We start from the raw sequence: 10,559 nt of genomic DNA on the forward strand, positions 1-10,559 counted from the left end.
GTAAGGTCGTTCGCCATCAGTTGAGCTCTCCGGCAACGCAGGCGACAACGAGAAAGATTGAAACCTTCTCCATGGCCGGTGCGTGCGATCGTTCATCACAAGGCGCGCGCAACCTTGCGAGTAACCGGACAGTGCGGGCAATGGCTTGCTGTTCGGCCCTCGTGCGCCTGTTTCGTTTCTCCGACTATGACGCTGTCTTCTGACTGTGACGCGACATTATCATCTTCGGCCGGATGGTCGGCGTAATATCACGTAACCTCTATCGGAGATGGCATCGTCAACCCAACATCGCGTCCCGATGGCCAGCACGAGTTGCTCTCCTGGCTTGACCTTTCCCTATCCGGTCGGCCCTTCGCCATGATCAACGCATCGTTGCGATAGGCCTGGAACGATCCCGCTTGTCAGCGGTTTGATGTTACTTGCAAGAGTGCGTTGAATGCGGAGCTGACTGAATGAGCCAAGAGCGCGGGCGGCGAAAGCTGATGTTGCGGCTTCCTGATATCCGTCATCTTCTAGCCGGGATGGTCAGCGAGACGCTGGGCGAGATGCTTGAAGCGTATGACCTTGCTGGCGACGCGCTGGACCGGTTTCGAAAGCAGAGCCCGAAGGAAGAGAACCTTATCAGGGAGTATGAGTAGCTTTGCCGCGAAATTGAGCAGGAGGTTTTGATCTATTGTACGAGCCGGGAAGCTTTGGGGTAAACAGACGCGCGGTTAGTCGCCGACGGGGCGTTGGACAAAATTCAATCAATCTTCAGGCTTTCCAGCTTGCTGTCGGCCGCTATCTCCGCAGCATCCCTCGGTCCTGTTGATACCTCGGACGGCCAAGCCCAGGCGCGCAGCAATTCGTAGAAGACGCTGAGAACGATCGGCCCCAGGAACAGACCCAGCAGACCGTATGACAGGGTGCCGCCAATCACGCCAATCAGGATAACCAGCATTGGGGTCGCGAGGCCTCGCGCCATCAAGACCGGTTTCAAGACGTTGTCCACGACCATGATGGGAACCGCCACGACGGTAAAGACCAATGCGATCGAAGCCGGCCAGGAGAACCACGCCCAAACGATCGCCGGAAGCAGCACGAGTCCAGGCCCGAGCTGCATCACACAGAGGACGAATACCAGGAAAGTCAGTGCCCCGCGCGCCGGGATGCCGAAGACGGCAAAGCACAGCCCGCACAGCAGTGTCTGCAGGAAAGCGACGCCGATGACGCCCCGCGAGACACTCCGCACTGTCGTTCCGGCCAAACGCGCAAAGCCAACGCCCTTATCGCCGGCAATCCGGTGTGCCAGCACCTGGATCGCCGCAGCCAGTCGTCCCGACATGGTGAGAAAGACGCCCGAGAGAATGATCGAGACGATGAAGCTCAATACGCCGCCGCCGATCGATGCAAGTTTTGCAACAACGACGCCCATGACTTCAAGAATCGGCGCTTGAAACTTGATGATGGTCGAAGCGAGATTGCTTGCTACCTGGTCCCAGGCAGCATGAACGCGCTCCCCGATAACAGGCCAGTCGCGTATGGTCTCCGGCGCGGGTGGCAAGGTGAAGTTGTCTGCCTTCAGCTTACCGACAAGCGCCTGGATCGCATCGGCGAAACTGGTAACGACAAGCGCCAATGGCGCGATGATCAACACAAGGCAGGCCACGACCACAATGGTAGCGGCGATGACTGGCCGGTTTCCGAGAAGTCTCGAAAGCGCCTCGAACATCGGAAAGAGCGCCACTGCAAGGATGGCCGACCAAACGACGATCAGCGCGAAAGGGGCGATGAGAAGCAGGGTCCAATAGGCGAACAGGCCGATGATCCCAAGTTTGACAAGGTCGCTTACTCTTGCCTCTATGGAAATCTGTCCGGCATCGGTTCTTTGCGTTGCCCTCTCGTTTGCCTGCTCCATTGTCGCATCCCGTCCTCCGCATTCACGATCGAGCCCTTCTATGGTGTCACCTCGGGCACGACGTGTCTGATGCTCTGGTCGTCGATGTAGTCCGACGGGCGCTTCTGGCGCTTCCCGAGATCGGGTGCCCGGAACTTTACGCGCTCATAAGGGATCGATTGCAGGATGTGCGAGATGCAGTTGATCCTGGCGCGCTCCTTGTCGTCGGAGGGCACGATCCACCATGGCGCGTGGTTGCTGTCGGTCATCCGCAGCATCTCGTCATAGGCCCGTGTATAGTCCCACCAGCGCTGGTAGGACTCGACGTCCATCGGGCTGAGTTTCCACTGCCTGACCGGATCATCGATGCGGCGCTTGAAGCGGCGTTCCTGCTCTTCCTCGCTGACGGTCAGGAAATACTTCAGCAGAATGACGCCGCTTTCGACGATTGCGGCCTCGAAGCGGGGTGCCAGTTCAAGGAAGCGCTGGGCTTTCTTCTCGCTGGCGAAGCCCATCACGCGGTCAACGCCCGCACGATTGTACCAGCTGCGATCGAAGATCACGATCTCGCCGGCCGCGGGCAAGTGCGCAATATAGCGCTGCATATAGATTTGGGTTTTCTCGCGATCGGTGGGAGCGGGCAACGCGACGACACGGAAGACGCGTGGACTGACCTTCTCCGTTATCCGCTTGATCATGCCACCTTTGCCGGCGGCGTCACGTCCTTCGAAGATGATGACGATCCGGGCGCCCGATTTCTTTATCCACGCCTGCAGATGCGCCAGTTCGATCTGCAGCCGCTTGATCTCTTTGTTGTAATCCCACGATTTCGCCTTCTTCTGCTTGCCCTTGCGTTCCGTCGGCATGTCATGCTTCGCATCGTATACTTCGTCCATCATTCCCTCCATTATGTCGCCCAAGCTCACTGCCCTGCGGAATTGCCTATGAGCGTCCGCAGCGCTTCTTCTCTGCCATTGAAAAGGTTGTGAGCGCCGATGGCCTTGATGATGCCGGCGCGCTCGAGGATGCCCCGGCCTTCCTCGCTGAGGTCGGCAATTGCGAAGACGATGCCCCGCTTCGCAAGGATCTCGGTCACAGCATCGAGTGCGGCCGCGCCCGTGCTATCGATATGTGTGATGGCGCTGGCATCCAGCACGAAGCATTTGGTTTCGGGGGCCAGCTCGTTCACAACCTGCATCAGCCGCATGCGCACATAATCGGCGTTGTAGAACAGGACGCTCCCCTGGATCGCGAAGACGGCCGCATCCTGGACGGGGCGAGCGTCCGGAAAGCGGGCAAGGTCGAAGAAACCGTGCCGTCCTTCGATGTGGCCGAGCAGCCCATCGCGCGGAAACATTGTCTTGCGAAGGAGGTAGACGAGGGTTGCGGCAACGGCGACGATCACGCCGTTGAGAACGCCGAAGCTGATTGCGCCCCACATGGCGATCAGCGCGAAGACGAATTCCATGCGGCTGATCCGCCAGATCTTACGCAGCTCATGGACATCGATGAGGCTGATGGCTGCCGATGCAAGGATCGCCGCAAGTGCAGGAATCGGAAGTATCCGCAGTGCGCTATGCAGGAAAACAAGTGCTGCAATCAGCGTGGCGGCCGAAACCAGACCTGCGGCTTGTGAAACGCCGCCGGTCGACAAGTTTATAGCCGTTCTCGAATCCGACATGCTGATGGGAAACGAGCCGAACAGGCCGGGTGCAATGTTGGCAGCGCCAAGGCCGATCAGCTCCTGATTGGCATCAACCTCTTCGCCGGTCCGCGATCCAAAGCTTCGCGCGGTTACGATGCCAGCGCCGAAGCTCACGAGAAAGATCGCAGCCGAACCAAGCACGATCTTGTCGAACGGCATCGCGTAAAATGCCGGCAGGGAGAGCGTCGGCAGCCCAATCGGAATGTCGCCGACGACGGCGATGCCGTGGCCCCGGAAGTTGAAGAGCGCAGAGAGAATGACGGAAATGACCACCACGAGAACGGGGCCTGGAACCTTGAGGTTGAACGCCTTGACGATCCAGAGCAGCGCAAACATCGACAGGCCGAACAGGAGCGACGGCCAGTGAATGGATGCGCTCTTTCCAAGGGTCTCGACGAGCGGCGGGATCAGCCCATCCGACTCGATTTTCACCCCGGTGAAGCGGCCGATCTGCCCGACCAGAATGGAGAGCGACACGCCTGCGAAGAACCCAACAAGGATGGGACGGGATAGAAAGCTTGCCAGGACGCCGAGCCTCAGCAGTTTCGCAGCAATGCAGAAGACACCGACGCCGAGGGCGAGGGCCGAGGCGATGGCAACCCGATCGACGCTGGCGGCCGCGGGCTCGGCTGCGATGATGGCGGCCATCGCGGCCGCAAGCACGGTCATGGTTGCGGCGTCGGGGCCGACGATCAGGAGCCGGGAAGGACCGAAGATCGCGTAGGCGATCGGAGCAACGATGCTTGCGTAGATGCCGGTTTCCGGCGGCAGACCGGCGATCGCGGGATAGGCGATAGCGCTCGGCAGGCCCACCGCGGCGATCGACAGCCCGGCCGGAATATCGCTGCGGAGCCAATCTCGATTGAAACCGGCCAACCCCCGCAACAACGGAAGACTGCCTATCACCGCTCGCTCCTTATCGTTTGTCGTTGGCTCCTCTTTCCCGCCGTCGCGCCTGCATCGCCGACGGTCGAAGAGGCCGGCGTCTCATATTAGTGTTCGAGAAACACGAAGTTCATCCAACTGCTCATACGCAGCAGCACCTTCCGGAGAATTGCGACGTGGTGCCAGTGGTCGGTATAGACAGCGACCTCCGCGACGACACCGCCTGGTAGTTGGTAGTCGCGGGTGTCTTCGAGCAGTTCGATGCGCGCCAGCGTCTGGCCGGGCGAAACTCGCTCGGGCGATTGCGGGTCGATCAGTGCGCCGCTCGGCTGTAACTGGCCTTGGGCCATCACGTCGATGACTTCCTGAACCCGTGCTTTGAAAATCTTGCCGGGCACCGCTTTGAAAGCCACTTCTGCTTCGTCACCGACGCGGACACGCTGCAGCGAGTTCTGGATGAACGCCGCCGCCAGCATGCGATCCTGACTATCGATGAAGACCATCACCGGCCTCAGGGGAAGCGGGTTCGCCATCATGCCCGGCCGGAGAAAGACCTGCGTCACATAGCCATCACTTGGCGCCCGGATCGTTGTCTGGTCGAGGTCATATTCGGCATTGCGCAACTGGGCCTGCAACCTCGCCACCGTGGGGTTCGTGCCATTGATCTCGGATTCATAGGCGAGCCTTGCCTGCGCCGCCTGTGCGCGTGCAGTATCAACCGCAGCCTCCGAGGTGAGATAGATGCCGCGCCGGTTCTCGACTTCGAGCTCGGAATAGACGGCGCCCCTGCCGCTCGACTTTGCATTTTCATTCGATGCCTGGAATTTCTCGAACGCCTGCAGCGACCGATCCCGCGAGGCTTCCGCACCCGTGACCGCTGCGTTGGCGGCGTCGAGCGCGGCCTTCAATTGTCGAACCGTTTGCTCGGCCTCCGCAAGAGAGGCTTTTGTCTGGTCCACCGTATATTGATAGGGTCGCGGATCAATGCGGAAGAGAACATCGCCCTTCTTCAGCGGAACGTTCGGCGAGACCGGGACATCGATAACCTGCCCCCCGACCACCGGGATGACAGGAGCGGACGTGAAGTAGATGCGCCCATCGCTCGAATAAGGATGGTTGTAGCTCATCAGAAGAATAAGCGCGGAGATGATGAATATTCCGCCAAGGACGGCAGTCGCGAGCGACCACTGGTTCACTGGAATCCGAAATAACTTGAAGATTGTCCAGCAGATCGCGGCGTAGGTGAGCATGAGGAGCAGTTCCATCAGGCGTTCTCCCTCTCCGGCGTTTTCGCCTCAAGCTCTGCTATCCGCGCATGTAGACGGGCAATCTCCGCGTTCGCTTCGGCCTCCGCCGAGAGCTTTCCATCCGGGCGAATGCCCCAGCCGCGATCTTCCCGGTAGAGCGTGGCCCAGATGAAAAGGAAGGGCCAAATGACGTGGAGCGTGAAAAGGCTGACCCATCCCGCAACGTGTATCGCGTCCTGATGAGGATGATTTCGAGCCTTGGCTATCAGATGCGGAATGTCGTGGATCGCGATCACCGCGTAGAACAGGGTGACGACGACGAAAACCAGCACGCCCAAGGCAAAATAGTCGAGAAACACGGCCCCTCCTTTTCGGCTTGGTCCAGCCGAGCCGTTCGGCGCTATCGACCCTGCAATAGTAGACCCGCTTTGGCGCAAACGCCCGTAGCATCGCGTAACCTCTATCGCTTCGATGAAGACGGTTCGGTGCTGAAGAGTGACCGTGAATGGCCGTCGCGGCCGATCGCTTGAGGCGGCGAATTTGTTCAGCGCACGACCGAACCGGCTTTACGCGCCCGGGAAGCCGACCAACCGTAGGATCGCGTAAGTTACGCCTCTGCCCTCAGCAGGCGTTATATACTGTGACAATCTGCTTAACGCGTTTCGATTGCGGAGGCGGGCATGACTTCGGGAGAAAGCAACTCGACCCATTTGTCCGTTCTCGAGACGGCCGAGGCGCATTTTCCTGACCAAAAGAGGCTGGTGCAGCGACTTTTTTATGTGAATGAGGCATTTCGCAGCATGTGTGAGGATCTGGTCGCCGCAGCGGAGGCCTTGGCGCATGTCGAAGGCCTGCCGGACAACCTGCGGGAAGCGCGGCGGCAAGAATACGCCGCTCTAGTCGATGCCCTTTTGAAAGAAATGGGCGAGGCACTCGCCCAGTCGAAAATCGTAATGCTCAGGAGGCCCTCGGACACCAGGCCGAGATCTCCGTGAGGCACGCATCATTGCAACTGTTTGATTCAAAGGAGATCGATGCGCGATGAAAGCAATTTCCCGCAGGCTGCTCGGCGGACTATCAGCCCTCGCAATCATATCGTTGCATCCCGGCCCGCTGGCGTATTCGCAGACGCCAACACCCACGCCAAACCCCGCGCCCGCTCAGGCTGTCGAGGCTAAGGCGGAAACCGAACTGCTTTCCGAGGATGATCTCGAGGTCCTTGTGGCGCGCATCGCGCTTTATCCGGATGAACTTGTCGCCGCGATCTCTGCGGCGTCGCTGTTTCCCTTGCAGGTCGTGGAGGCTGCCCGCTTCCTTGAGGCCAAAAAGAAGGACGCCAACCTCAAGCCGAAGGACGATTGGGACGGAAGCGTCATCTCGCTTCTGAACTATCCGGACATCATCAAGATGATGAGCGAGGATCTCGATTGGACGCAATCGCTTGCTGATGCACTTACCAATCAGCAGAAGGACGTGCTGATCGCCATTCAGCAGCTTCGCGACGAGGCGGTGGCGAAGGACGTCATCAAGACCGACGACAAGATCACCGTGGTGACGGAGAATGAAAACATCGTCATACGGCCGACCAATCCGGAGAAGGTCTACATCCCGCAATATCCACCCGAAATGTTCTATGAACCGGGCTACGCAGCTGCGCCGATCTCCTATTATCCCGATTCCTACGACAGCTACTATTATCCGGGCGCCGCATTCTTCGCCGGTGCGATCACCGGGATCGCATGGGGCGCCATCGTCAACTGGGACGATTGGGGCGTATGGGGTGGTGATTGGGGCGGCGACATCGACGTCGACTGCAACAACTGCTTCAACGACCGGAACTTCAACGGCAAGGTCAAGTGGAACGACATCGACTGGACCAAGGTCGACCGGAGTAAGCTAAATATCGGAAAGGATCAGCTTGCCAATCTCGATCGTTCAGCGATCAAGTCCAGCCTCCAGTCCGACAACCGCAACCAGATCAAGAACAAGGTCAGCAACCGCCAAGGCAACATCGGGCCGGGCACTAGGGACATCAGCGACCGTGCCGACGACATCCGCAAGGGCACGGTCCAAGGCTTGAAGGCAAATCCGGGATCGGCGGGAAATCTCGCCGCCAATCGACCGGGCGCTTCTCGGCCGGAAGCCCGTCCAGGCAATGCGGGCAATCGTCAGGCTAACGTGGCGAACCGTCCATCAAAGCCGGCGGCGAAAGCAAACAAGAAGCCCAGCGCGCCGAAGATGGCAGCGCGAGCCGACAATCGGCCACGCCAGTCAAGCGCCCTCGGCAACATGCAGTCCGGCCGCCGCGAAGCGGTTGCTTCCAAGCGAGGAGGGCAGAGCATGGGAGGCGGGCATCGCGGTGGGTCTCGCGCTGCCAGTCGCCCGCCTCCGAGGCCGCACGGCGGCGGCGGTCGCGGCGGTGGACGCGGCGGCGGTGGGCGCGGCGGCGGCCGGCGTTAGGTTCCAAGCTTTTCAGATGACCGGAGACAAACCATGACACTACGGTTGAGATTGATCCCGCTGCTGCTCGGTACGGCGCTGTCCCTGGCTTTCGAAGCTCCGTCCACGGCCCAGATGCAGACGGACCTTTCGGAGTTCGCGGCCGGAACCCCGCCATCATTCGACGATCCATCGGCGGCGCTTCAGCGGTTCAAGACCGTGCTGAGCGACGATGATCTCGACGGTTTGGCAAAGCTCCTCGGCCTGGATGCCGCCAAGCTGCGGTCCAGCAACGAGGCCATGGCAAGCTATGGCCTCATCCGCCAGGGCGCGGCACGGCAGTTGCGCCTTCAGGCTGTAGGAGATCGCCAGATCGTTCAAGTGGGAGATGTCCTCTGGCCGTTGCCATTCCCGCTGTCGAAGGACAAGAATGGCAAGTGGGCGTTCGATACCGAGGTTGGGCTGCAGGAAATCGTCAACCGTCGCATCGGCGAGAATGAACTCTCGACGATCCAGACCATGCACGACTATGTCGCGGCCCAGCGCGAATATGCGTCCGAGGATCGGGATGGGGACGGCATTTACGAATATGCCCAAAGGCTGATCAGCAGTCCCGGCAAGGTGGACGGTCTGTACTGGGATCCAAGTGTGTATGGTGAAGAAAGCCCGGCAGGCGCTATGGTTGAAACGGCCGCCTTCGACAAAGCCAAGCGCGGTGAGGGCTACTTTGGATATCGCTATCGCATCCTGACGGGGCAGGGAGACAATGTGCTCGGCGGCAAGCAAAGCTATATCGTCAACGGCCACATGACTGGCGGCTTTGCGCTGCTCGCCTGGCCGGTCAAATATCGGGTGACCGGCGTGCAGACATTCATCATCAACGGAGTGAGCGTCGTCTACCAACGCGACCTGGGGCCGCAGACGGAAGAGCGGGCCGCGGCGATCAAGGACTTCAATCCCGATTCCAACTGGACTGTCGTTCGCGACTAGCGCGGACCGGCGATGTCGTGCGCGACGGCGGAGAGCGCCCGCCTTCGCGCGATTGGAGTACCGCCGCCCGCCAGCGTTCGCCCACGCCGTCGGGGCAGGGCGGGGATCTCTTCGCTCGTCATTTCATGCAGATCGTCCATCAATCGACGGGCGTGCACGGAATTCTGATCATGTTTGTATAGGGTAGCCTTACTGCAAGACATCGGTCAGCCGGCGCCATTGCGCCAGCTACCGTTGCAGACCAAAGACTTTCGCGCAATTTCTCCGCCGATACCAAAGCGGGAACGATCACTCGATGGGCGGCTCCCACGTCAGGAACAAGCCGACGTCGCCCGGCATGCCGTCCGGAAAGTTGATGATCGCTGCCTTCAGCCCGTAGCCCTGGGGCTTGGCGATCTGCTCGAAAAGCTCATGCAGTTCCTTGGCCTTCCCCTGGAGCGTCTGCTGCCAGCCGGGAAGGTTATTGTTGATAGCACGGCCGCTATCGGTGCAGAAGCTCGAAGGGAAACTATAGATCAGGGCTTCGTACTTTCCGTCGGTGGCCGCTTTCATGACCAGCCGCTTGATGACGGCGCGCTCGGTTTCATCGATATGCTTGCGGAAAAAATCATCCACGAACTCGGCGTGCTTCTTTGCCTCGCGCGCCTTTATCTTTTCGTCGCGCTCCATCTCCTTAAGCTGAAGCTCAAGGGCCCGTTTGCGCAGTTCTTCCGCGCTGGTCATTGGATGGGATTTGGACGTCTCCGTTGATGTCATCGCCATAGCCTCCAAAATTTGAGGAGATGATAGGGCGATTGAAGACGCTAAGGCAGTAAAATACGCGTCCCTGGAGGTAGCATACGGTAGGTTACGTTTGGCGTTTTTTGGCGGTTAGCGGAAACCGACGCGTTGTGCCGATCAGGCTTCCAGATGATGGGGTAGTGCCTGAGAAGCCCTATGCCGCCGCCGCTCTAACGAACGAGCCGTTTTCCGCGCCGTGCGCAGTTGGTCGATCGTGGGCTGCCACCAAATGGCACCAGCGGTTTCTTGGGCCGTGCCGGGCCGCGATGGCCATGTTCTGACGAGTTCCTCCAGTGTTGCGGGACGCCAGCGTCCCCAAATGTACGTATCGTCTGCAGGAATGTCGGCGTAGAAGGAACGAAGGATTTCCGGATCGACCAGTTCCCCGCCGATGCCGGTAAAGATGACGATGCCATAGGTCGGCGTCATCACCGGGCGGCCGAGGGGTGGAGGGTCGTCGGGCACCAACGGGTAGCGCCGGCGGCGCCGTTCGCCTGCGCGGAGACGCGAGGCTCTTTCCTTGTCCGTTCCGCGTCGTTCCGCCTGCCGCCTTTTGCGCTCCTCAGGCTCGTTGCGCCTAGCAGCGGCCTCGATATGATCCCAGTGGCCGCGTAGCGCCTCGTAAGACCGATAAGGA

The 10,559-nt window shown here is 59.9% G+C and carries 12 protein-coding genes; 5 read left to right on the plus strand and 7 right to left on the minus strand.

The genetic code is table 11. The annotated features are described in order from the left end of the window. Both ACPYOI_RS32375 and ACPYOI_RS32380 read left to right on the plus strand, forming a co-directional pair. A partial coding sequence (locus ACPYOI_RS32375; RefSeq protein WP_481423914.1) for a hypothetical protein occupies positions 1-203 on the plus strand: 203 nt, incomplete at its 5' end. Between the two features lie 249 nt (positions 204-452). Further along, on the plus strand, positions 453-638 hold the full coding sequence (locus ACPYOI_RS32380) for a hypothetical protein (protein WP_481415501.1): 186 nt from the start codon (positions 453-455) through the stop codon (positions 636-638). 104 nt (positions 639-742) lie between these two features. Here the strand turns inward: ACPYOI_RS32380 and ACPYOI_RS32385 are convergent, their stop codons facing one another. From ACPYOI_RS32385 to ACPYOI_RS32405, 5 genes are all read right to left on the minus strand, one after another. Next, positions 743-1,897 (minus strand): AI-2E family transporter, encoded by a 1,155-nt coding sequence (locus ACPYOI_RS32385; protein WP_481415500.1) that lies wholly within the window; start codon positions 1,895-1,897, stop codon positions 743-745. 38 nt (positions 1,898-1,935) lie between these two features. Beyond that, the gene (ppk2, locus tag ACPYOI_RS32390) at positions 1,936-2,772 is read right to left on the minus strand and encodes a polyphosphate kinase 2 (protein ID WP_481415499.1); all 837 of its coding nucleotides are present in this window, start codon (positions 2,770-2,772) and stop codon (positions 1,936-1,938) included. A 26-nt stretch (positions 2,773-2,798) separates the two neighbouring features. Then, positions 2,799-4,487 carry a SulP family inorganic anion transporter gene (locus ACPYOI_RS32395; RefSeq protein WP_481415498.1) on the minus strand — a complete coding sequence of 563 codons (1,689 nt, stop codon included), beginning with the start codon at positions 4,485-4,487 and terminating at the stop codon, positions 2,799-2,801. Positions 4,488-4,573: 86 nt separating this feature from the next. Next, entirely contained in the window at positions 4,574-5,731 is a 1,158-nt protein-coding gene (locus tag ACPYOI_RS32400) for an HlyD family secretion protein (protein ID WP_481415497.1), read from the minus strand. After that, a complete protein-coding gene (locus ACPYOI_RS32405; RefSeq protein WP_481415496.1) occupies positions 5,731-6,072 on the minus strand; it encodes a DUF3302 domain-containing protein in 342 nt (113 codons plus the stop codon). Before ACPYOI_RS32405 ends, ACPYOI_RS32400 begins: the two co-directional genes overlap by 1 nt. Before the next feature lie 321 nt (positions 6,073-6,393). Here ACPYOI_RS32405 and ACPYOI_RS32410 point away from each other — a divergent pair, with 321 nt between their 5' ends. From ACPYOI_RS32410 to ACPYOI_RS32420, 3 genes are read left to right on the plus strand one after another with little or no spacing between them, the layout of a single operon-like run. Further along, positions 6,394-6,708, plus strand: a complete 315-nt coding sequence (locus ACPYOI_RS32410; RefSeq protein WP_481415495.1) for a hypothetical protein — start codon at positions 6,394-6,396, stop codon at positions 6,706-6,708. Between the two features lie 46 nt (positions 6,709-6,754). Further along, the gene (locus tag ACPYOI_RS32415) at positions 6,755-8,173 is read left to right on the plus strand and encodes a DUF3300 domain-containing protein (protein ID WP_481415494.1); all 1,419 of its coding nucleotides are present in this window, start codon (positions 6,755-6,757) and stop codon (positions 8,171-8,173) included. A 33-nt stretch (positions 8,174-8,206) separates the two neighbouring features. After that, positions 8,207-9,142: a DUF2950 family protein gene (locus tag ACPYOI_RS32420; protein ID WP_481415493.1), complete on the plus strand. Its 936-nt coding sequence runs from the start codon at positions 8,207-8,209 to the stop codon at positions 9,140-9,142. Between the two features lie 288 nt (positions 9,143-9,430). Here ACPYOI_RS32420 and ACPYOI_RS32425 read toward each other — a convergent pair whose 3' ends face one another. Both ACPYOI_RS32425 and ACPYOI_RS32430 read right to left on the minus strand, forming a co-directional pair. Continuing rightward, positions 9,431-9,898 (minus strand): hypothetical protein, encoded by a 468-nt coding sequence (locus tag ACPYOI_RS32425; protein WP_481415492.1) that lies wholly within the window; start codon positions 9,896-9,898, stop codon positions 9,431-9,433. A gap of 141 nt (positions 9,899-10,039) precedes the next feature. Then, a partial coding sequence (locus ACPYOI_RS32430) for a hypothetical protein (RefSeq protein ID WP_481423915.1) occupies positions 10,040-10,559 on the minus strand: 520 nt, incomplete at its 5' end.

The sequence above is a fragment of the Rhizobium sp. SVR5-2C genome (assembly GCF_056755115.1).

Excerpts from the sequence above, each read along its gene's own strand:
- ACPYOI_RS32380 (WP_481415501.1), top strand. The coding sequence starts at position 453 with ATGAGCCAAGAGCGCGGGCGGCGAAAGCTGATGTTGCGGCTTCCTGAT.
- ACPYOI_RS32385 (WP_481415500.1), bottom strand. The coding sequence starts at position 1,897 with ATGGAGCAGGCAAACGAGAGGGCAACGCAAAGAACCGATGCCGGACAG.
- ppk2 (WP_481415499.1), bottom strand. The coding sequence starts at position 2,772 with ATGGACGAAGTATACGATGCGAAGCATGACATGCCGACGGAACGCAAG.
- ACPYOI_RS32400 (WP_481415497.1), bottom strand. The coding sequence starts at position 5,731 with ATGGAACTGCTCCTCATGCTCACCTACGCCGCGATCTGCTGGACAATC.
- ACPYOI_RS32410 (WP_481415495.1), top strand. The coding sequence starts at position 6,394 with ATGACTTCGGGAGAAAGCAACTCGACCCATTTGTCCGTTCTCGAGACG.
- ACPYOI_RS32415 (WP_481415494.1), top strand. The coding sequence starts at position 6,755 with ATGAAAGCAATTTCCCGCAGGCTGCTCGGCGGACTATCAGCCCTCGCA.
- ACPYOI_RS32420 (WP_481415493.1), top strand. The coding sequence starts at position 8,207 with ATGACACTACGGTTGAGATTGATCCCGCTGCTGCTCGGTACGGCGCTG.
- ACPYOI_RS32425 (WP_481415492.1), bottom strand. The coding sequence starts at position 9,898 with ATGACATCAACGGAGACGTCCAAATCCCATCCAATGACCAGCGCGGAA.